Origin of the sequence: Pseudoxanthomonas sp. OG2, from assembly GCF_014192765.1 — a bacterium.
GTDB classification, from domain to species: domain Bacteria; phylum Pseudomonadota; class Gammaproteobacteria; order Xanthomonadales; family Xanthomonadaceae; genus Pseudoxanthomonas_A; species Pseudoxanthomonas_A beigongshangi.
In genome coordinates this window covers 597059-617536 of sequence record NZ_JACHYM010000002.1, presented here as the reverse complement: position 1 = coordinate 617536, position 20478 = coordinate 597059, and the positions used below count along the sequence as shown (strand labels likewise).

The window sequence follows — 20478 nt, the reverse complement described above, 5'->3', positions numbered from 1 at the left end:
CCGGTGGGTTGCTACCGCACCCGCACCAGCTGATCCCACCGGGTCGTGTAAGCCGGCGACAAGTTTTTCTGGTTCATCGCCCACACGGGCTTGGCCAGCGCAGGCCCCTTCGATCGCCACGCCGAGGACGCCATGCCCATCGTGCCCCGTCCGAACTTGGCGTTGGCCTGGTCCATCACCTTCATGAGCGCTTGCGATCGTGGATCGATGCCGGCAAAGAGATCGCCTTGGTAGATATCGCCGTGCGTCAGATCCAGCAGGCCCACCCCGGCTTTCTTGTAGCGGTAGCCGTTCTTCCACATGGCCTTGGCCAGCCGCTGGGCCACTAGCAGCACTTCGCGCGTGTCGCTCGTCGGACCAATGAAATTGAACGCCTTGCTGGGGTGATACTGCGGAGCGCCGGGCTTGAACGGGTTGGTGTTGAGCCACACCCACACCCCGCCGGCCTGCAGCGAGCGCACCCGCAACTTCTCGCACGCCCGCTGGGCGAACGTGGACACCGCCTGTTGAAGGTCGTCCAGGGAGGTTACTTCCTGCCCGAACGAGCGTGACACCACGATCTGCTGGCGCTCCGGTTCCACTTCCTCCAGGTCGCTGCACACCACGCCTTGGAGCTCCCGCTGGGTGCGGGCCAGCGTCACGCCGTATCGGGCGCGCAGCGTGTCGGGATCGGCGCGCACCAGGTCGGCCGCCGTCAGGATCCCTTCGGCGCCCAGCTTGGCTGTGAGCTTGCGCCCCACGCCCCACACGTCTTCCACCGGATAGGTTTCCAGTTCCGGCGAGCCGGGCAGGGTGGTGACCACCCCGTGCGGGGTCTTCTTCGCCAGCTTGTTGGCGAGCTTGGCCAGGGTCTTCGTCGGGCCGATGCCCACGCAACACGGGATGCCGACCCACTGAAGAATCTGGGCGCGCGCCTGGCGGGCCATCGCCTCGCGTTGCTCCGCCGGCACACCGTCGAACGTCACGAACGATTCGTCGATGGAGTAGACCTCCACCCGCGGGAACCACTCCCGCAGCACCGACACCACGCGCCCTGACAGGTCGCCATACAGCCCGAAGTTGGCCGAGAAGATTCGCAACTGCCGGCGGATGTGGGGCGGCACCTCGTGGATGGGTTGGCCCATCTTCACGCCTAACCGTTTGCACTCGTCAGACCTAGCGATCGCGCACCCGTCGTTCGAAGACAAGATGCACACCGGTTGGCCGCGCAGCGCGGGGTTGAACACCCGCTCGCAGGAGGCGTAGAAGTTGTTCCCATCCACCAAGCCGAACATGTCAAAGGGTCCTGGGATCCACGTTGTGCCACTCGCTGATCTCCTGTTCCAGGCCATCCCAGGTCGCCTGAAGGCGTCGCCTGTCCCCGGTGAAAAGCGGTTGGTCCAGGTGCGCGAACTGGTCGAACTGAGGATGGGGCAGAACAGTGCCGATGCCACTGAAGCAAAACCATTCGCCCACCAGCTGGGCAATCTGAGCGAGTTCCTTGATGGCGCCCTTGGCGTCGTCCAAGTTCCATTGCGCGAGCACGCGGCCGGTGCGGCTGAACTCCGTGGCCGCATGGGCGATCTCCACGTTGACGTGTTCCACCACTCCATCGAGTTGTGCCAGGCGCCGGTCCAGCGTGTCGAACACGTCTTCCCGAATCAGATCGTCTGGGGTTGATGTCGCGGGAGTGGTTCCGCTCAACCAGTCGAAAACGGCATGCCGTTGGACGGACGGTTCGTAGTGATACTCGCGAGGCACCCAGTGGGCTTGGCCAGGCGCTTGGGCGCGCAGGAACCGCCAATACCGATCTTCCGTGGCCGCGTAGTTGTATTCGAGGCCCGCGATGTCTTCCACGAACACCCGGCGGGTGACGCGCTGCCGAACCGCTCTTGCATCCATCAGCAGGCCGCCCAGGGAGCACACCCCACGTTGACCGTGGATGGTTTCTCGCTCGGCCAGCCGTCGAACGCCTTGCATGGTGGTGCTCCAGAAGCCCGATATGAGCATTTCCAGCATCATTCCGTTGAGCCGCTTGCGTCCATCGGCATCGTGGGCTTGGCGCACCATTTCCACCACGCAGGAGAACGCGGCCAGATCCCACGTCAGTTTGGACAACGCCTTGGAAATGGCGTTGTCGTCGGTGTCGTAGATGCGTTTCCAGAGCTCGATGCGATCGCGCATCACGCCTCCTGGACCACCGTTACCCCAGCCAGTGCCTCGCCCTCGCTGTCGCGCCGCCGCACCTGGGAAAGCACGCCCTCGAAACGTTCCAGTTCGCCTTCGTCGGTGGCCGCACGCCGGTAGGTCTCCCCGTCGTCGAGCACGTCCACAACCACGGCCACCCCTGTGCCGTCGTCGGACAAGGTCACCAGGCTTTCGTAGATGCAGGTGCCGGTCCATGAACGCCAGCAGCGCAGCGTGTTGCCCTCCAGATGGACCGCCCACCGGTCGTCCATGTCGCGCGGCCAGAGGCCCTCGCGCAGGCGCACCAGATCCTCGGCAGTGAACACGTGCCCGCATCGGATGGGCCAGCGGGGTCCCTCCATTGGTTTGAGCTTGCTCCAGCGGCTTGCATCGTCCATGTCAGCGCCTCAACTGTTTGCGGAAGGACCACGTCACCACGCCCCACACGTCCAGCTCCACGTCTTCCGGAACGAGGATCGGTGCGTGGGTGGGGTTACCAGAATGGAGCTCATAGCGGCCCGCGCGCAGGCGAAGCTGTTTCACCGTGAAGCCACCCTCCCAGCACACCATGACGATGTCCCCATGGCGGGCGGTGAGCGAGCGATCGACCACCAGGGTGTCCCCGGGGAAGATCCCGAATTCCACCATCGACGTGCCCGTGTCGGCTTCGACGTAGAACGTCGCTACCGGGTTTCGAACGACCCGCTGGTTGATGTCCAGCACGTCCTGGGAGCCGTAGAAGTCCTCGGCGGGCGAGGGGAAGCCGCACGTGGCCCTTACCGGCAGCAGAGGCAGGTGCAACGGCAGGGGATGGAGATGGGCGGCGCCCAGGTAACCGGGCGGGAGAGTGGCGTCGAGCATGGCGGAAGTCTCTACAAGTCAGAATCACCCGGTGAGACGCACCGGGGAGACAGGCTAGCGCCGCCTCCAGACCCTCGTCATTTAGTATTTCGCTGAACGGGCCCAACCCCTTGTCCCAGCGAGGGTGCGAGACGGCGTGAAACCGCCCCGCGTTCGCGCCGAGTTGGTTTCACGCGCAGCCAGGATCTCAAGGCTCGGGTGGTCCGAAGGCGTTTCGGTCTACCAAGGCCAAGAGGCGCTCCGCTACGTCGATGGCAGCCAGCGCCCACTCGTCGTCGTCGTCGTCAAAAGGTTGTTCGTTCGGATCGTCCTTCCCGCCGTGGAAGAGGTTGTTGCGAACCCGTCGAGCTGCTTCAACCAGCGCGATGGCATCCGACGGAGGTTGGCCTTGAATGTCTAGGGCGCGACGGCGAAATTCTGCCTTCGGCAGGGCACCCACCATGACCACCTCCTGGACCTTTGGTCGATCACGTGACCTGGTCAGAATCTTGCGGCGCGTTTCATCCGATACCTGGTCTACGAAATCTTCTCGCCGCAACGCTGACACCAAGGCATTCACCGCACGCCAATTGACCATTGCATCCCGTTGGTTGGGACGGAGGAAGCGAGCGCGCTGCTTGAGCTTGAACTCCAGGCGCCCGAAAGCGCGGAGTAGGTCAGCGTCGAGGGGATCAGAGACTGGCATGACCCATCTTAGTCCGACTCCGATTACCCCGCAGCCTTCCACGGCCTCCCCTGCCGGTCAGCAATGTCCGCCGCGTCCTCCACCCCCTTCATCCACCAATGGGTGTCATCCAGGGTGGCCTCGACACCCCGCTCATCGAGCAGGCGATCCAGCCCTTCGCACGTGGCGAACTCTGCCTCCCGCTCCCGGCTGCCCGGTGGGTGCGCGTGCGCCCGACCGTGGCGATACGCCACCAAGGTTTTCGCGCCCATGTCCCGTCCCTGGGCCAGCTTCGTGACCACCCGCGGATCGGCGCCCCCGTCCAGCAGAGCCCGTGCCGTGGCAGCGTCGGCCGTGAGCAAGGCAACGTGAAACGGGGTGTAGCCCCGGGCGTCGTGCGCGTTGGGTTGGGCGCCGCGTGCGATCGCCGCGGTCACTTGGGCGGGGTTGCGTTGTTGGATGGCGGCGAGCAGGTCGGTGTTGGTCATGCGTCCTCCTTTTTTCACTGGTTTACCGCGACAGCGGAAACGCGCAAGGGGGAGGACAACAGTTTTTCAGTTCATCGATGGGAGAGCAGCAACTCTCCCATCGTTTTCGCTGCAGGTTATTTACGACGCAGCTTGGCCACCTCCGGTGGGTGCCACTTCCCTTTCGCCAGCCGCTTCTGGACGAAGGCGCGGTAGGTCTCGGGAGAGGGTGGGGACTTCCGTTTGTGCCGGCGCGTGTTGCAGAGCCAGCAGGCCGCGGCGATGTTGCCCACCACGTCCTTGCCGCCGTCCTGTTGGGCCACCAGGTGTTCCGCGGTGCAGCGAAGCGGGTTGGCCGTGCGCGCTGGCAGGCCGAAGGGTTTCAGTTCATCGGGGGAGGCGTTCCACATGGGCAGGCTGCAGTAGCAGCAGCGGCCCTTCTGGGCGTGGAATGCATCGGTTCTTAGGCGTTGGATTTTGGGCATGCTTAGTCTCGGGAAAAACAGGAAATAGCTTCCCGACGTCTCTTGGCGAGATCGGTTCGGGCACCTGTTGCCTTGAGCTAAGCAGGCAATACACCGGGGGTAAGTTCCCACGCGGCAGGGGATTTATCGCGCCGTCCGGTGGGCGGTGTCAAGATAGGCCCATGACCACCCTTGACCAGCTCACGGCCCAGCTCGAAGCCCTGGAAGCCAAGCTTCCGGACCTGCTCGAGGCCTATCCCGCCGATGGCGACTTCTGGATGGCGTTTGCCGGGGAGGCCGATGCGATCGAAGACCAGGCCGCCGAGCATGTGGGAGTTGTGAATCAGCGCATCAACGCGATGCTGGCCAGGCACGGGCGCTATTTGGTTGCATTGGAACCGGACGCATGAGCTTGTCCAAGCGAATGATGGGGTTGGACGACGAGTTGCCGGAGGTTGACCCGGCAGCTTTCAGTGACCCGGCCACCTGCGAGGTCGATGACGATTGGCTTCGCGAGGCAGAGCCGGACCAGCAGGCCGCTGCGATGCGGCACTGGCTGATGGCTCGCTACTGCAATCCGGCCTACGAAACGCCCTATCACTCCGACGTGGGCTACATCTACACCCGAGGTGGGCCCTGGCATCCGCACGACGTGCTCATGGAACGCTTCGAAGGGATTGCCGACTTCGACACGATAGAGGAGCTGGTCGCTGACATCTTCGCCGAGATCGGCGACGAGCTGGCACCGACGGCACTCACCGCAGAGGAAGACTGGGATGTTGAGGTCGAAACGGCCGAAAGCCCAATTCAGGAACTGCGGCAAAGGGTTGAGGATCTTCGCCTAGTGTTGGCAATGGAGGGGTCTGAACGAGCCAAGTTTCAGGCACGGAATCTGGTCTACGCCGCACTCATCACCGCCTTAGAAACCTTCCTGTGGGAAACGGCCGTGTGGTGGCTGGCCAATGACGATGACAGCGTCGAACGTCTGGTGGCTGCTCGCCCATCTTTCGCTAGCGATCGCAGATTGAAAGACATGGTGGGCGGTGAGCAGTTGGAACTTGAGGTGCGTCGGCGGCGCATCCACGATGGCATGAAGGACGTGGTCTGGCACCGCTGGCGCAGCAACTGGCCGTTTCTCGCTGCCTTGTTGGGCATAGAGATGCCAGGCTATGACCAATACGGGCTCACGGCGGTGGCGACGAAGCGGCACGATATCGTTCATCGGTTCGGTCAGAACAAGGACCGCACCGCGGCGGTCTATGCAACCACCGATGAAGTAGTGGCTTTAGCAAATGCGGTGCAGACCTTCGCTGAAGACTTGAACGCCCGCATTGCGGCAAGAGGGCATTGACGTGTGTTACTCCGCTGAAGCCTGGACCCTCTACGACAACTACGTAAAGGAATTCAGCGCCGACATCGACATCCGCGAGTTCTGGGAGGTCTACCTCAAACGAGACGAGGCCTACCGCGTCCGCAAGCCGGCCAAATTCACGCCCAAGATCCCCAAGGGCATGGACCTGAATTTCCTGCCCCCGAAGTCAGACCTGGAGCGGAAGATTCAGGACCTCATTTCCGAATGGAATGGGCGCAAACTCGCTGAGAGCGAGGCCGAGCTTGACGCGCAGAGGGCACGCCTGGCCGCCGCCGAAGCGAAGTTGGCGAAGAAGGAGACCAAGGCCGCGCTCAACGATCAGCGCATTGCGGGGAACAAGATCAAGCAGATGGAGCGCTGGATTGCGGATGCGAAGCGCACCAAGCTGGATACGGCCAAGGACAACCGCATCTTCCCCGACTGGTATGTCCCTGTTCTGATCTCAGAGAACGGGCGCAAAGTCGTGAGGCCCATGCGTTACCACTGCCGCCCCGCCGGCATGGACCCGTCGATCGACTGGACGAAGGACGGACGCGTTTCGGGCACCTACAACGCCCGCCGAGACAAGCTGACCCTGTTCTGGCGGAAGCTGTTTGGCCACACGCATGGCTTGATGCTGGCCGAAACGTTCTACGAGAACGTGGATGACGGGAAGGGCGGATCGAAGGAGATCCAGTTCCGCCCGCGCACCGGGGAGACCATGTATATCGCTTGCCTCTACTCCCACTGGGTGGACCCAAAGGGGGAGGAACCTAACCTGTGGTCCTTTGCCGCAATCACCGATGAGCCAGAACCCGAAGTCGCCGCGGCCGGACACGACCGCACGATCATCAACATCAAGCCCGAGCACGTGGACGCCTGGCTCAACCCGGATCCCAACAACTTGGAGGCGCTGTTCGCCATCTTCGACGACAAGCGCCATCCCTACTACGAGCTGGTCAAGGAAGCCGCGTAAGCATGCGATTGAGTGAGCGCGAGATCGGCCCACTGGTGCTTGCTCTGGCCGTGGGCGGTCTGCTGTTCGCGTTGTTGGACGAGCCCAACCTGCCGTCCCGATGCGCAGACGGGTGGCGCTCTCCGTCGATCGGGGAAACCGGCGCGTGTTCCCATCACGGGGGCGTAGTGGCCGGCGACGATCCAACGCCATGGTGGAAGCGGGCGCTGCCGATCGGGGCCGGGCTGGTGATTTACCTGGTGCCTGCTTGGCGCAATGGGGCGTTTGGACGCCAGACGCATGACCCCATGGCCGCCTTCACCGATCCGGTGTCGCTGGTGATTCGCCACGCGATGGAGGAGGGCAGCGATCTTCGCTTCCTCTACGCAAAAGAAGACCAGGCGCCGCAGTGGCGCACTGTCACGCCCTTGGAGTTGACCCATCTGCACCAGGCCAGCCATGCGTCGCGGTGCGTATTGGCCTACTGCCATCTGAGGCAAGCCAAACGCCACTTCGTCCTGTCCCGCATCGAGCAGATAAGCCGCGTCGCGGCCGTGCGCTCGTAATCTAACTTTCGGCCACTATTTGGCCGTTATCCAGGCTATGGGCTATAACCCATGGTTCCTTTGAACGGAGGTGCCCCTTGGCCCTGACCACCCTGCAGTCGATCAACGCCGAAATCAAACAGCTGGAAGCGCAGCGCAAGCTGGTTGAGAAGCGCGACGGCGAAGTGCCCAAGGCGCTGGCCGTGCTCCAGAAGTATGCGAAGGTCCTCAGCCCCGCGCAGCGTCGCCAAGTGGCAAAGCTCATCGGGGAGACGCTCGACAACCATCCGGCGCGCGCGCCCAAGGCCGCTCCTGCGTCACGCAAGGGCCGCAAGCTCGGCAAGGTGGCCCCGAAGTATCGCCTTCCTAACGGCGAGACCTGGGCGGGCCGCGGGCTGACCCCCAAGGCGTTTGCCGCGTGGGCGAAGTCCTCTGAGGGCAAGGCATGGGCCCAGGCCAACCCGGGCAGCAAGTTCCCGCCGGCCAGTGGGGCGACGAAGGCCCCTGCAAAGGCGACCAAGAAGGTGGCCAAGGCTGCGAAGAAGGCGACCGGCAAGGCGGTAAAGAAGCCGGCCAAGAAGGTGGCGAAGAAAGCGGGCAAGAGGGCCGCCAAAAAGGCCGCCAAGTAAGCCAAGAGGACACGGGCGGTGGCCGTCTCTTTCACGTTCGATGGCAATGACGTGGTGTGGACCCAACGGCTTGAACGACCTGCCGTTTACCTGGACACCTTCGCCATCCGTGAGATCGCCGACAGCGACGAGTTGTCGGCGCGGTTCGCCCGAGCATTGACGTTGAGCGGGGGCACATGGCTGCTGGCCTCGCTCTCCATGGGCGAGTTCGCCCGGTTCGCCGACCCCCGCCACGTCGAGCGCGCCGAAAGGTTGCTTGCGCAGGTGGTGCCCCGCATCTACCTCTTCCGTTCCGAACCTGATGCAGACAGGGAAGCTAGGGGCGAAACGGACTTGTCCCTGCGCTCCTTGCCGCGTTCGGAAGAACGAAACATGGACTACTTTTCGCGCCGCTGGGCCAAGGAGCAGACGTTCCCGGACACGTTCCGCGGGATGTTCAACTTGGTCTATGAGCGCCGCGAGGAGATGAAGGTGACGTTGGACGAGATTGCTTCCAAGGTGGTGGCGTTACTGTCCCGCCATCGGCAGTTTGACGACTACCGGCGCAATGCAAAGGAAGCAAGGCCAGACGATGGGCGAACGCGGCAGCAGGTCATCTCAGGCGATCTGCTGCGGGAACTGGTCCTCGACACCAACGCGCCGATCTCCAACAACGATGCGTTGGATCTGATGCACGCCGTGGACGCCGTGGACTACTGCGATCTGGTGCTGCTGGACAAGGCATGGGAGCGGCGCGTCAACTCACTCCGTCAGCGGATTGCCCAAACCGGGGTCGACCTGCCGGTTGCCGCTTGCTTCTCGAAGAGCAACGATGGGGTGGGGCGATTTCTGGATTCAATCGAACGGTGGCCGGAGCAGGCCGCGAAGGAACGAGCGTGAGGGGGATGTTTCCGAGGAAGAAGAGCCGACTGTCCGCGCAAGCAAAGGCGGTCGCGGCAGCCCATGTGCTGTTGGACAGCGCCGAAGGCACGCTCGATGAGAAAGCCGCCGGCAGACGCTTGCGCGAGGAGGTAGGGCTCCAGTGGACCTACCTCACCTGCATTCAATACCTGTCAGGGAAGGAAGCCCTGGGTGCCCTGAAGGCGTTGCCCAACGGTTGGACTGAGCAGGGGCGCACCAAGCTTCATCTGCTTGGAGCTGCCATCCTGGCCGCGCAGACCGTGGCCAACCTGAGGTCCGATGGCACCATGCTGTGTGCCAGTCATCTGGCCGAGGAGCTGAAAGGAAAGACCGTGGAACAGTGGCTGGCTGAGAAGTCTGATGCAGAGCGGGAAGAAGTCTGACCCCACGCCGCTCCGACGGCCAATGGCGAGGAAACGCAGGAATGCGGACCATGATCTCGTCGTCCTGGCCACTTCACCCGGCAACGGGGGACGGGGACGAGAATCCCCATTCAAGCGCCGACGACCGGAGCCCCCAGCTGGGGGCTTTGTTGTTAATTCCGGTTGTAGCCGTGCTCGCGCGACAGCAGCACGGATTTCCAATGGCTCTCCCGCTCGCAGAGGTCTTCTTCGGTGGCGGAAAGGTCGGCGATTTCCAAGACGGCGAAGCGCAAAGCGTGCCGGCGTTCTTCCGTGGCCTCGATGCCAAATTCCTTTCGCAAGGCCACGTTTCCGCCGTGCCCATTGGCCGCATAGGCGCACCAGCGGCCCCAGATCCCGTCTGCCCCTGATGCCTTCCCAACGTAGAGCCGACCGGTGGTCGTGTCGGTGATGACGTAGATTCCCTTCACGGAGGACAAGGCGGCGCGCCATGCCGCTGTTTGGTGGCGCACCACCGTGTCCAACTGCGCCTTGGTCAGATTCACCGCCTTGAAGCCTGGGAAGTCTGAAATGGACAACCTCTCGGCTAGCAGCTCTGTCACCGTCAAGTCATCTGCCAGCGTTTCACCCTTGGGGTAGGAGTGGCGCTCTGTGTATCGGCTTTGGAGGTAGAGACGCCCCACCCATTCCTCGCACGAGGGCACACGTTCCAACGTGTAATAGTAGTGAGGCTTTGGATAGAACTCCTCGACGTGGTCGAGGGAGCGGAAAAGTCCGGCATAGAGCCAGCGCGTGGGAGATCCCGCGCTTATCAAGGACACGACAAACTCGCGTTGGAAGTTTCGCTTGTTCTGCCAGCGTTGCCATTCGTCGAACTGACCTTCCAGGAAAACGTCCAGTGGGCGTTCGTTGCCGTTGTAGCGCGCCAGATGGACCTTGGCCTTCTTAACCTCGAAGGCTGGTTCCCATACCTTGAGCAAGTCGAACAGATTCATCAAAGCAAACCTCGGGCGTGACGGGCCATGCACGCGGCCGCGTGCTCTGCAAGATGGCCTGGGTTGGGCCGATAGGCCAACTCGGAAGGTAGGGCCAAGCCCTTACCAACCAAGACCGCGTAATCGGTGGTGAGCAGCGATGGGGCTAGAGCAACGGTATTCTCGGGTGTTACCCAGAGCAGCCCGCAATCGAAGAGCGTGTGGAGGTCAGCACGCAAGAGTAGGCCGTTGTCCAAACGGTTTGTGTGCTCGCCCTTGTAAGAGAGCACATGCGCCGCCTCTAACACTTCTGCCGCAGAGCACCCTGTGACCGCGCAGCGGCCTCCGTAGGCATCCAGTAGTTTGGCTCGGAAAAGCGGTTGACCACGGCGCTGGGCTACCGCGCGCATTGCCCACACACGTGCATCGTGGTCGCTGTTCAGCGGCGCGGCGAAAGCCTCGGTTTGTGCTTGAGCTTCTGCCCGCGCCTGGTCGTCCAGGGCCAAGGGCACCGCTTGACACTTCTTGTTTTCACCCTGGAGCAGATTCCAGTGTCCATGCGTGGCTGGATTGAACATCACGTAGCGTGTGCGGCGTGGCGGGCCCAGTTCCACCACCTTGAACAACCGATCGTGGGGATGGTCCTGGTCGCTTCGCCAGTTTGTGCGCGAATAGTTGTAATGCATACGGCTGGGGCTGTTCACCGTGAACAACTCCAAGTCCGCGCGGGCATTGCCTAATGGATCGTTGGGGAAGTGGGCACGGTCCCAGGCCTCCACCTCGGCCAAAGTGGCACTTCCCAACTCGGCGATGGCATCGGCCACCCGCCAATACTTCACCCCATCTCGCTTAGTGCGTGCCTGCGGCATCGATTACGTCCCTCGTTTCAGTGTCCCGTGGGGGTCAAGTGTGGCCCAGTAGTGATCTCCGTTCAGTTGCCTAAGCGTTTCAGCGAAGGACGCCAGCAGTGCCGGGTTGCGGGCCAACTGGGCGTGGGCAGTGGACAAGAAGGCATCGCGGTCCTTGCGCAGTCCGTCCACCTTGGCGGAGATCGCCTGCTGGATTTCAGGGTGATCGTGGGAACCGACGCGTTTGAAATTCGGCAAGGGGTGGCGTTCGATCGTTGCTTCGACTGCCTTCGGTTCGGATGCTTGGACCCTCAGGAGTTCGGCATACGACTGTTCAAACAGCGCACGGAACTCCGGACCTCTGACTGTCAGCTGGGTCTCCAGGTCCAAAGCCTGTTGGGACGACTTGAGCGCGGTTTCGATCGCTCTCCTCTCTGCTTGGAGATGACGTGACAATTCGGCTGTTGCCGATTGCAGCAGGAAGGCGCGATTGGAGGAGTGCGAGATCTCCCCCACCACCTGGTTGACCTTATCCAGGAAAGACACCGGGACCTTCTTGGGTTCATCTGGGGCAGGTGGCATACGACTTGGGGTCGCAACACGGGGCGCGGCGGGAGGCATGGCCCGACTGCTCGTGGCAGGGCGTGGTATGACGAGCGAAGACGGTTCCACGCCACGCCGCTTTGGCTTGTAGCTGCACGAGGGGAAGTTGGAGCAGGAGCGAAATTCTCCGTAGGGCCCCGTGCGCAGCACGAGCACGCCCTGCTTGCAGGCGGGGCAATTTTCCTCTTGGACAGCCTTGCCTTCGGTGTCGGTCAACATCACGGCGCCGTCCTCCTCCAGTTCCCGAAGGAACGTCGAACACTGTCCCCGAGCGGTGAACATCGCCACGCTGCGCCTGGCACGGGTCAAGGCCACGTAGAACAGCCGGCGTTCCTCGCCCAGCGGGAAGGTGTCTCCTTCGGGCATGGCCAAGGCCAGCACGGGATCGTCGGTGCGGGTATTGGGAAAGCTGCGTCCCTTCAGGACGGTGAGCATCTCCGGCAAGATGACGTAGTCAGCTTCGCTGCCCTTGGAGCGGTGGATGGTCAGGAACGACACTTCCACCCAGCGGTTGAAGCGGTGCGGGTTGGTGGGCACATACTGCCGATCGGCGTTGTATCGGCCCAGCACGTAAACCGACACCTTTCCGTGTCGGCCAGGTGGAATCTTCCCGTCCCTCACCAGTTCGCCCAGATTCATCACGAACCGATCGATTGCATCGGCCAGTTTTTCCTTGCTGTCCACCTGGAATGCTTGAAGAACCGGGCCCTGGGGAGGCGTCGTCGAATGAACGCGTTTGGCAATCTGAGCGGGGTTCTTGGAGACAAACCCGCTGGACACATCGCACAACGCCTGGGGGCAACGAAACGTTTGCTCCAGCTTAAGCACCTGGCCGTGGCCAAACCATTGCCGGAAGCCCGTCATCACCGACACATCGGCACCGGCAAACCGATTGATGGACTGCCAGTCATCTCCCACGGCAAACAGGAACCGGCCCGGCGCCTGGACCAAGGCGCGGCACAATCGCGCCCGCGCCCGTGACGCATCTTGAAACTCATCGGCCATCACCAAGTCGTAGGGCGATTCCACGCGACCGCTCTCCAGATGTTCGGCGGCCTGGTTGAGCATGTCCTCGAAATCGATTCCGTCCTCGGTGGCCAACGCTTGGTCCCAGGCGTCCATGATCGGGGCGGCAATGTCGAGGAACATCTCATAGCGGTGCTTGAAGGCATCTGCAGGAAGTGAACTCAGCTTTTGCCGAAGCATGGGAATGTTGAGACAGTTGCTCTTGGCATGGCTCATGAACGTGCGAACGAGTCCGATAAGCTCCACGGAATCCATCGGCTTCTGCCCGCCCAGGGGAATTTCCCGCTCGGGGTTGGGATCCATCACCACCCCACGCGATGTCAGCTCGGCCTCGAGGCGAGGGAGATCAACCTTGGACCGAAGACCGTGGGATGTGGTCTCAAACAACGTGGTGCCCATGTCCTTGTGCAGCTGTCGCTTCCACTGGACGCCCCCCAGATAGCCTTCGAAGTCCGGTGGGGGAAGGCCCTGGGCGTTGAGTGCGAAATGCTCGTGGTATAGGTCCAGCTCGGGGTAGTAGAAATCGGGTCTATATTGGCGATGGGTTTCGTCGGCGGTGCGGTGCTGGTAGGGGGGTTCGTATTGGTAGTCGACACCGTTCAAGAACAGGAAGTTGGCGATCATCACTTCCTCTTGGCTTTTGACCCGCTCACCACGTGTGGTGACGAGCGCTCCCTTGCCCTCGGCGTCCCAGACGTCGGCAGATTCCGGGGAGCCGAAGGCCGGCAGGTCTTTCCCGAAAACGAATCGAAACAAGTCCCATTGGTTGCGAAACTCGGAGGAGCGATCCTTCAACTCGTCAACGATTTCGGTGAGCTTGCGCACCCCGCCGGCTGCATCCGTGGCCCAATCAGGAATGTCGGGTTTTTCTCTGGTGGCCTTCCCGATGAGGCGCAGGCCCAACGCGTGGAAGGTTGAGGCCTCCACGGTCACATCCGCCATGCCCAGCCGCTCGAAGGCCTTGGTAGCGCGCTCCTTGAGCTCTTCAGCGGCCTGCTTGTTGAAGGCCAACATAACGATCCGCTGGGGATCTACGATCCCGCGGTGGATGGCGTAAGCCGCCTTGGCCACCATCGTGGAGGTCTTGCCCGAGCCGGCCGAGGCCACCACCTGCACACGGTTGTCGAAGCACACCACGGCCCTTGCCTGTTCCGGGGTGAGCGGTTTGCTCTCCACCCGGTCCAGCAAGTCTTTGCAGGCCACCAATTCGCGTTCTACGTGGGCGGCGTTGAGCGCCGCCCAGGCTTGCCGATGGTCTCGTTCCCAGGAGGCCATCAATCGCTCAATCTCATTTGCCGTCGGGCCCAAACGCATCTGCACGCCGGGCTTCTTAAGGCGAGCACGCACCCCTTGAGCATCAATGGTGGGGCGCGCGGCAATGACCGCAGCTTGTTCTTCGTGAGTGAACCAGCGACGCAGTTGGGCGCAGCGCTCTTCCTCAATGGCCATGAGCGCCAGCCACCGTTCGATGGGTCGGCGCTCGGATTCCAGGAACGCGACGTCATCTCGGAGGCGCTTATCGGCTAAAGCAACTTCCAATGCATGTGAGAGGGCGGCACCTTGGGTGTTGGGCAGCCCATCGGCCTTCACCTCCGGGCCTTCGAGCTGCCTGAGGGAAATGTCCGTCCAGAACGTTCCCGCTTGGATGCGATAGGTGGCCGCGTCCTCAACGTTGACCCGGTAGGTGCGGCCGTCCAGCGTCAGGACAAGTTCCATGCCCTCTAGTCGCAACCGCCAATCCGATGATCCGGTCAGGTGCCGGCCCAGCCACGAAGGGCTCCATTCCTTTGCCATTCCTTGTCCCATGTTTTCCTTGGTATGCCGCAGTGCAAAACTGCCCCTATCTTCTGCTTCTCCATGGTAAGCCGGGCAGCCGCCGGGGTCATGCCGTTCTGGGGGGGCGCGACGGTGCCTCTCATCCCATGAGAGCTGCCGGAGGCATCCTGACCCCCGTAAACTGGGCCGGGGAGCGGATCCAAGGTCCGAACAATAGGGGAAGGGGATGAAGCACTTAGTCTTGGCTGGCGCGTTGGCGCTGGCGTTGATTGCAGGCCAGGCCCACGCCGATCCGGTGAAGCTGGGCTCCACCCCGGCACCGGTGGTGACGGTGAAAGGGCGTAGCGTCCAGGACGTTCAGAACGCGATCGTGGCGATGATGCTGCCGGCAGGGAAAACACCGACCCGGCAGGACCAGAACGTCATGGTCTATGAGTTCCCCCTCTCGTTCTGGCAATCCATTGGCGTCCAGATGGCGCAGGGGAATAGCGGTTGGCAGGAGCCCAAAGGGCGGCTGACCTTCACGATGGCCCAGATGGGCTCCGACGTGATGGTGAGCAACAAGTTCGAGACCGTGGCCACCAACATGTTCAACGCCAGTAATTCGGTCGAGATCACCAACCCAGTGGTCTACAACGAGAACCACTTGGGGCTGCAGTTGGTGGCGGCCTTTGCCGAAGGGCGCATGGTGCCCGGGGAACACAATGCGCTGGGCATCCAGGCTTATGAGAAGCCCACCCGCAAGACGCGAAAGGTCGGTGCTGTCATCGAAAAGCTGGTGCCCGGGGCGCCGGCCGAGCTGGCGGGGTTGCGTCCCGGTGACGTCATCACCCACATCGGCGGAGTGCCGCTGTCCGAGCAAAGCCCCGCAGCGATCCAGTTGCTTGGCTACCTTCAGATCGGGGAAGCCAAGCTTCAGGTGCTTAACAAGGGCGAAGTCGTGGTGCAAAAGCGACCCGCTCCCAACACCGTTACCAGTGCGATGGCATCTGCGGTTGCTCCTGCGCCTGCAACTCCCATCGCTCCCGCGGCAGCGAGTTCTGCGACACCTTCTTCTGCTGACCCTCCCCAGGAAGGTGGTCAGGGCTGGTGGCAGAAACAGAAGCAGGGCGACTGATCGCCATGAGAGGGATGGGGTGGAGCCTCATCATCGTTTTGGTGGCGGCCGGTTGGCTGCTAGAGGCCATTGGCGAGTCCGCCTTCACCGTGCTGGTGTGGGTGCTTATTGGCATCGCCATTCTCTGGCAGGTCCTTGGTTTGCTGGCCAAGATGGGGTTGATCCGACCGCCTGCTGTTACCCCTCCCGGTCAACTCTCGCCCGAGGATGAACGCCAATGGCAGCGTTCAAACCAAAGAAGGGAGAACGGCTTGAAGGAACTTCTGCTGGCTGTGGAGCAGCGCGACGGACCGGAAGTGGAACGCCTGGTGTTGCGAGAAAAAGTAAGTCCCTTTGAAACGGCATCGCTAAGAGGGGATCAGCGAACCAGCGCGAACGCACTGGCAATCGAGCTGAATTACGTCTTGGCAATGCGCTTCTTCGAAGAGTGGAAACAGAAGGGTCAGGCGGCGCGTATTGAACGATGAGCCTGTGCTTGGCAATCGAGCGCAGCTTCAAACGTGCATAAGCACGTGAAGGGATATCACGGCGTGCGGTTGCGCTGGCGGGTCTCGTAGTCCTGGAAATCCCTGCTCGTGCAGCCACGTTGGACCCAGGTGGTGATATTGGCGTCGCAAAGCTCGTCCGAATACCCGTCCACGTTGGCCATGTCCTGCGGCGGCGCAGACCACATTTTCTGGAGCACGTAGCGCGGCTCAATGTCCATCCGGACCAGATAGTTGTAGATGTGCCGATACACCGGGTTGTCAAAGGCCACCGGATTTCCGTCGGAGGTGGAGATCTGGTGGAAGCCCAGGTCGGCATAAGGCGACCAATTGGAGCGTTGGACACCCGCCATGAACACCAAGGGGCAGGCGGAGTAGCAGTTGTTGTAGAGGGTGGTCTCCAGGCCTCGAAGACGGATGAACTCCCCAGCGCGCATGGCCTCCTTAACCAAGCCACCGCCACTGCCCAAGGCCACCTCTTCGATGCGCGGGTTCGCTTCGATGGCATCGATGATTTTCTGGGCGTAACCCTCCTCAATATCTCCCAACACTTTCAAGGTCTTGCCGTCCCCGATGACTACATAGAAGGACGATGTGCCTTCCTGCTTGATGTAGTCCTTCGGCAACCCCAGTTGTCCGGCGCAGTCCAGGTTCCAGGTCACCACGCGTTCGTCATGGGGCATTTCCAGAACATGCTCCGCCATGCCGGCGAAGTTGTGGAGGGAGTTGCTCATGATCCGCAGGTCAGATGCATTCTCCGTGGTCTGCGTTTCGTAATCCGGTTCGTAGGTGATTTCCACCGGTCTAACGATGTCCGCTTTGCCAAGCAGTTGACCGAGCACGAAGCACTTGTGCTCGGGGACGTGAATTTCATTGAAGGCAGTGCCAGCATGGGTGAAGCCGTCGATCGCAACGCCGGCTTGGAACACTTTGGTGCCCAACGCTTCGCGTTCTTCCGCCAGCTTGCGCAGCCGCGCGACCACCGCCGGGTCATCGACGTGGGCCTTCGGCTCATCAGTGACGGACGCAGCCTCGGGAACCGGCTCAGTAACAGGCTCCGGCTCGGATTGAGCCGGAGGGGGAGTCGGTGCCGCCACCGGCGGTGTCGGCGGTGTGGGCGCGTTGCATCCTGCGAGCATGGCCACTAGGGCCAGGCCAATGATCCGTTGGCTCATAAATGTGTTCATCCCCTGACAGCGAAAGGATACCCGAGGCCCCCTACGGTCGCATGGGTTGGGCAGAGATCACCTCTCAGCAGCACCCAACGACCGACGCAGCCCCCGCCCTGAGCGGCAACCCCCTTTCGACCGCTGAATCGCCAGGACCCTCCTCAACTGGTGAGCAAGACGAGGACGGGTGGGGTAGGCCATGTCATGGCGCCGTTGGGCGCGGTTGCTTAATCGCGACAGGGTCGGTCGCCTCGTCCCTGCGCAAGTGCGTTGCACTCCTCCTCTTCGTTGCGGCCCCTTGGGGCGCCTGCGCTGCCGCTGCGTCGCTGACGGGGTGCTGCAAGTCCTGGACGGCTTCCTTCACCGGTTCGCGAGCAATCCGCTCGAACCCAACGGAGAAAGACCATGGCCAAGAAGAACCAGCCCGCCAACGACCGCCTCGATGCGTTTCTGGTGGAGGAATACGAGGTCCAGGGCGAGAAGCGCAGCAACTGGTCGAAGATCGGCGCGGCCTGGCCGCATCAGGACGGCAAGGGCTACCGCTTGGTCCTCAACGCGGTGCCGGTGAGTGGGGTGGTGGTCCTTCGCCTTCCGGAACCGAAGGAAGACTGACCCATCGGGGCCCTTCGGGGCCCCTTTCTCTTCCTCAAGGAGAACAATCATGACGACCATCACCGCTCAGTGGCGCAACGGCTTCAACACCGCTCTTCAGTCGCACTTCGCCATCACCATCAACGACGCCGGCCTTACAGATACAGACCTCGCAAGGTATTCCGATCTCCCGCCCGAGCAAGCCGCCCTGCAGTTCGGCGAGGACTACGACCTGGACCGGGTCGACCGAGGGTGGCGCTGATACACGCACGGGGCCTTCGGGCCCCCTCATCGGCGACTTACCTAACAGAAATGCGCGCGGTGCTTCGCGGATCTTACCTTTAGTCTGCAACGTCCCCTTGTGGCTTTGTCGTGCAGGTGTATCCCAGATGTATGACGAACGGGATACGAGCGTCATACACCGACAAACGAAACGCTGAGGAGGAACGAGATGTTTATCAATTTCAGAATGACGTGGAGGGGCGTGGTCAATGTGTTGATCCTTGTCTACCTGGTGAGCTTGCTCTACCTGGGGATGAATCGCTGGGATCAATTCTCAAGCGATTGGAACCGAACGTTTGGCGCCAACATGCCCAACGCCAGCGCCATGCGCGACGGGCTCGATCACGCCCGTTCATACCTGCCGTCGGTAGCAGATGAATACATGGAAAAGGCAGAAGCGGATGCGAAGAACAGCCGTTCCTTGGCCGATGTGCTCAGGGGCACCTTGCGCAGCCTGGGTTTGTCCGACACCCCACAAGAAGGGCTGCCCTACGGCAGCAACGAGAACCTGGAGAGCCCCTATGACCGTCTCGCCGATTAAGCCCCTCGCACGCATCACGCTGCGCGACTGGCGTGATCTCGCCGTGTTCCTCCTGGCAGGATTGAGCGGATGGGTCTTGCTCAAGCTCTGCGCGCAAACGCTGCTCGACCCCAATGCCAAGCTGCCGGATCTGGCAATCGGGTTGGGCGGACTGGTTATCACCTATTCCGTGATCAGCGCGTGGGTGATGGTGCCCGCGGTGATGCTGGCAGGTGGCGCATGATCACCTTCGGTGCCATCGTCACCACCGCTTGGGTGGTCCTGTTCCTCTTCATCGTCTTCTGCATCGCTGGCATTCATTGGAAGAGTGCGAGGCGACAGACGGGGCAGGCCCGCCGCCAATCGCTGCTGAAAGCCGCGATCATCGCGGGATTGGCGGTGGCGGTGGTCCTGTCCTTGGCGTTGCCATGACGCGGCCAGCCTACGTTCAAATGGCCGTTCGTTTGCCGGAGGCGTTGAAGTTGCAGTTGGAGATGCTGGCGAGCGAGCAGGGGAAGCACGTCAGCGAGCTCATCCGTGAGCTGCTGCTGGATGGCGTGAGAGCCAGGGGAGCCCCCATCAAGCCGCCGGTGACTTCACGATCCGGTGGTTGAGCAGGGGGCGAACGAAGTTCGCAGGACCCGACTTGTCCAAGGGCTGCGCCCTGACCTGGTATTGCCCGGTCTCGCACAACCGCAGCAGTTCGGCTTCGTCGGTGACTTCCCGCTGGCCATCCTTGGTGTTGCCCATCTTCGCCAGACGAAAGGCGACCAGGCCACTGTCCTGGTTCTTCATGCGCACCGGCACCACCTTCCGGCCCTCGTTGCTGACCAGGTGGAAGGTCTGGGCGAAGCGAGCGTCAAGCATGGTGGTGACCATTTCTCGAGGTGGGGGTGATGTCGGCTTAAGAGGCATGGGGCGAGACGGCAGGGGAGCGCTGACAAGTTGGGTGTCTGTCGGTAAAGCGCGGGCAGGAGCTGACGCTCGGGATGGGATGGCGTCAGATGATTTGCCGAGGGCGGCCAAAGCGAGCAGGCGCTTGCGGCCCGACTCGGTCGACCCATCCCCGGCCACCCACTCCCCGAACGTGCCGTTGGCCCCGCTGGGGTGCGATGCGAACACCCAGGTGCGCCCCTGCGCGCGAAAGGCCACGTCGTTGAAGTCCTGATAGTCGGGAAACTGTTCCCGCATAAGCCCCTTCACCCCCTTCACGTAAGCGTCGGTGGTGCCCAGCATGACCACCGTTTCCACGCTCTCCGGAAGGGGTTTCAGGTGGCGGCCGATGCACATTTTCATCGCCTGGAGCGGGAAGGCAGCCTTGGCTGCCTTCGGCATGATGGTTCCGCTGCTCTTGAGCTGGCCTTGCTCCATCACCGACAACCCGCAACGAATCAGCGATGCCGCGCCCAAGACGCGCCCGCTGGCTGACAGTGCTTCGTCGATGCTCTGCCCATTGAGATCCAGGCCAAGCCCGTCTAGCACTGCCTTCAAGCGGGGACGCATGCCCGCGAAGGCCACCGCATCGAACTGGCCTCCCACCGCCGCGGCGATCTGCGTGGCGCCTTTGGAGAATCCCAGCACGAGAACCTTTGGGGCTTGAGCGCCCCAATACCCAGGGTTGGCCCGCAGGTGCCAATCCCCCTCAACGCGCACCTCTTGTCCCGCCTGATGGCAGGCGCGGCATGGCTGCCAGCCGTGTTGTGTTGTCATGATCGCCCCCGTC

Annotated in this window: 25 protein-coding genes and 1 pseudogene; 14 read left to right on the top strand and 12 right to left on the bottom strand. The window is 62.3% G+C overall.

What is annotated here, in order from left to right:
* Window positions 1–11: 11 nt before the first annotated feature.
* The 7 genes from FHW78_RS15910 to FHW78_RS15880 form a co-directional block, all read right to left on the bottom strand.
* On the bottom strand, window positions 12–1274 hold the full coding sequence (locus FHW78_RS15910; RefSeq protein ID WP_183642809.1) for a Y-family DNA polymerase: 1263 nt from the start codon (window positions 1272–1274) through the stop codon (window positions 12–14).
* A gap of 1 nt (window position 1275) precedes the next feature.
* On the bottom strand, window positions 1276–2163 hold the full coding sequence (locus FHW78_RS15905; protein WP_183642806.1) for a hypothetical protein: 888 nt from the start codon (window positions 2161–2163) through the stop codon (window positions 1276–1278).
* Window positions 2163–2564 carry a hypothetical protein gene (locus FHW78_RS15900; protein ID WP_183642803.1) on the bottom strand — a complete coding sequence of 134 codons (402 nt, stop codon included), beginning with the start codon at window positions 2562–2564 and terminating at the stop codon, window positions 2163–2165. Before FHW78_RS15900 ends, FHW78_RS15905 begins: the two co-directional genes overlap by 1 nt.
* 1 nt (window position 2565) lies before the next feature.
* Window positions 2566–3027 carry a translesion error-prone DNA polymerase V autoproteolytic subunit gene (gene umuD / locus FHW78_RS15895; protein WP_183642800.1) on the bottom strand — a complete coding sequence of 154 codons (462 nt, stop codon included), beginning with the start codon at window positions 3025–3027 and terminating at the stop codon, window positions 2566–2568.
* Between the two features lie 187 nt (window positions 3028–3214).
* The gene (locus tag FHW78_RS15890) at window positions 3215–3712 is read right to left on the bottom strand and encodes a hypothetical protein (protein WP_183642797.1); all 498 of its coding nucleotides are present in this window, start codon (window positions 3710–3712) and stop codon (window positions 3215–3217) included.
* Between the two features lie 23 nt (window positions 3713–3735).
* Window positions 3736–4179: a hypothetical protein gene (locus FHW78_RS15885; RefSeq protein ID WP_183642794.1), complete on the bottom strand. Its 444-nt coding sequence runs from the start codon at window positions 4177–4179 to the stop codon at window positions 3736–3738.
* 116 nt (window positions 4180–4295) lie between these two features.
* Window positions 4296–4643, bottom strand: a complete 348-nt coding sequence (locus FHW78_RS15880) for an HNH endonuclease (protein WP_183642790.1) — start codon at window positions 4641–4643, stop codon at window positions 4296–4298.
* 161 nt (window positions 4644–4804) lie between these two features.
* On the opposite strand from FHW78_RS15880, the gene FHW78_RS15875 reads away from it, so the two are divergent.
* From FHW78_RS15875 to FHW78_RS15845, 7 genes are all read left to right on the top strand, one after another.
* Window positions 4805–5032, top strand: coding sequence for a hypothetical protein (locus FHW78_RS15875; RefSeq protein ID WP_183642787.1), 228 nt, complete (start codon window positions 4805–4807; stop codon window positions 5030–5032).
* The gene (locus FHW78_RS15870; protein WP_183642784.1) at window positions 5029–5973 is read left to right on the top strand and encodes a hypothetical protein; all 945 of its coding nucleotides are present in this window, start codon (window positions 5029–5031) and stop codon (window positions 5971–5973) included. The genes FHW78_RS15875 and FHW78_RS15870 overlap by 4 nt, the downstream gene beginning before the upstream one ends.
* A gap of 1 nt (window position 5974) precedes the next feature.
* Window positions 5975–6949 carry an SOS response-associated peptidase family protein gene (locus FHW78_RS15865; protein ID WP_183642781.1) on the top strand — a complete coding sequence of 325 codons (975 nt, stop codon included), beginning with the start codon at window positions 5975–5977 and terminating at the stop codon, window positions 6947–6949.
* A 2-nt stretch (window positions 6950–6951) separates the two neighbouring features.
* On the top strand, window positions 6952–7494 hold the full coding sequence (locus tag FHW78_RS15860) for a WYL domain-containing protein (RefSeq protein WP_183642778.1): 543 nt from the start codon (window positions 6952–6954) through the stop codon (window positions 7492–7494).
* A gap of 77 nt (window positions 7495–7571) precedes the next feature.
* Entirely contained in the window at window positions 7572–8102 is a 531-nt protein-coding gene (locus FHW78_RS15855; RefSeq protein ID WP_183642775.1) for an H-NS family nucleoid-associated regulatory protein, read from the top strand.
* Window positions 8103–8120: 18 nt separating this feature from the next.
* Window positions 8121–8981 carry a hypothetical protein gene (locus FHW78_RS15850; protein WP_183642772.1) on the top strand — a complete coding sequence of 287 codons (861 nt, stop codon included), beginning with the start codon at window positions 8121–8123 and terminating at the stop codon, window positions 8979–8981.
* Window positions 8982–8986: 5 nt separating this feature from the next.
* The gene (locus FHW78_RS15845) at window positions 8987–9385 is read left to right on the top strand and encodes a hypothetical protein (protein WP_183642769.1); all 399 of its coding nucleotides are present in this window, start codon (window positions 8987–8989) and stop codon (window positions 9383–9385) included.
* A gap of 152 nt (window positions 9386–9537) precedes the next feature.
* Here the strand turns inward: FHW78_RS15845 and FHW78_RS15840 are convergent, their stop codons facing one another.
* The 3 genes and pseudogenes from FHW78_RS15840 to FHW78_RS15830 all read right to left on the bottom strand — a co-directional run.
* Window positions 9538–10359 (bottom strand): GIY-YIG nuclease family protein, encoded by an 822-nt coding sequence (locus tag FHW78_RS15840; protein WP_183642766.1) that lies wholly within the window; start codon window positions 10357–10359, stop codon window positions 9538–9540.
* The gene (locus FHW78_RS20040) at window positions 10359–11207 is read right to left on the bottom strand and encodes an HNH endonuclease (RefSeq protein WP_255443324.1); all 849 of its coding nucleotides are present in this window, start codon (window positions 11205–11207) and stop codon (window positions 10359–10361) included. The genes FHW78_RS15840 and FHW78_RS20040 overlap by 1 nt, the downstream gene beginning before the upstream one ends.
* Before the next feature lie 651 nt (window positions 11208–11858).
* Window positions 11859–14609, bottom strand: a pseudogene (locus FHW78_RS15830) (UvrD-helicase domain-containing protein); the annotation flags it as partial.
* A gap of 208 nt (window positions 14610–14817) precedes the next feature.
* Between FHW78_RS15830 and FHW78_RS15825 the strand changes: the two are divergent.
* Together FHW78_RS15825 and FHW78_RS15820 are read left to right on the top strand one after the other, a co-directional pair.
* On the top strand, window positions 14818–15708 hold the full coding sequence (locus FHW78_RS15825) for a PDZ domain-containing protein (protein WP_183642758.1): 891 nt from the start codon (window positions 14818–14820) through the stop codon (window positions 15706–15708).
* Complete coding sequence (locus tag FHW78_RS15820; protein WP_183642756.1) at window positions 15681–16175, top strand: hypothetical protein; 495 nt, start codon at window positions 15681–15683, stop codon at window positions 16173–16175. Before FHW78_RS15825 ends, FHW78_RS15820 begins: the two co-directional genes overlap by 28 nt.
* Before the next feature lie 56 nt (window positions 16176–16231).
* On the opposite strand, the gene FHW78_RS15815 is transcribed toward FHW78_RS15820, so the two are convergent.
* Window positions 16232–17368, bottom strand: coding sequence for a hypothetical protein (locus FHW78_RS15815; protein ID WP_183642753.1), 1137 nt, complete (start codon window positions 17366–17368; stop codon window positions 16232–16234).
* Between the two features lie 399 nt (window positions 17369–17767).
* On the opposite strand from FHW78_RS15815, the gene FHW78_RS15810 reads away from it, so the two are divergent.
* The 5 genes from FHW78_RS15810 to FHW78_RS15790 all read left to right on the top strand — a co-directional run bounded on the left by FHW78_RS15810 (window position 17768) and on the right by FHW78_RS15790 (window position 19187).
* Entirely contained in the window at window positions 17768–17974 is a 207-nt protein-coding gene (locus FHW78_RS15810) for a hypothetical protein (protein ID WP_049408821.1), read from the top strand.
* A gap of 49 nt (window positions 17975–18023) precedes the next feature.
* Entirely contained in the window at window positions 18024–18215 is a 192-nt protein-coding gene (locus FHW78_RS15805; RefSeq protein WP_183642750.1) for a hypothetical protein, read from the top strand.
* 189 nt (window positions 18216–18404) lie between these two features.
* On the top strand, window positions 18405–18776 hold the full coding sequence (locus tag FHW78_RS15800) for a hypothetical protein (RefSeq protein ID WP_183642748.1): 372 nt from the start codon (window positions 18405–18407) through the stop codon (window positions 18774–18776).
* Entirely contained in the window at window positions 18757–18999 is a 243-nt protein-coding gene (locus tag FHW78_RS15795; RefSeq protein WP_183642745.1) for a hypothetical protein, read from the top strand. Before FHW78_RS15800 ends, FHW78_RS15795 begins: the two co-directional genes overlap by 20 nt.
* A complete protein-coding gene (locus FHW78_RS15790; RefSeq protein ID WP_183642741.1) occupies window positions 18996–19187 on the top strand; it encodes a hypothetical protein in 192 nt (63 codons plus the stop codon). Before FHW78_RS15795 ends, FHW78_RS15790 begins: the two co-directional genes overlap by 4 nt.
* A 147-nt stretch (window positions 19188–19334) precedes the next feature.
* On the opposite strand, the gene FHW78_RS15785 is transcribed toward FHW78_RS15790, so the two are convergent.
* Complete coding sequence (locus FHW78_RS15785; RefSeq protein WP_183642738.1) at window positions 19335–20465, bottom strand: hypothetical protein; 1131 nt, start codon at window positions 20463–20465, stop codon at window positions 19335–19337.
* Window positions 20466–20478: the final 13 nt, after the last annotated feature.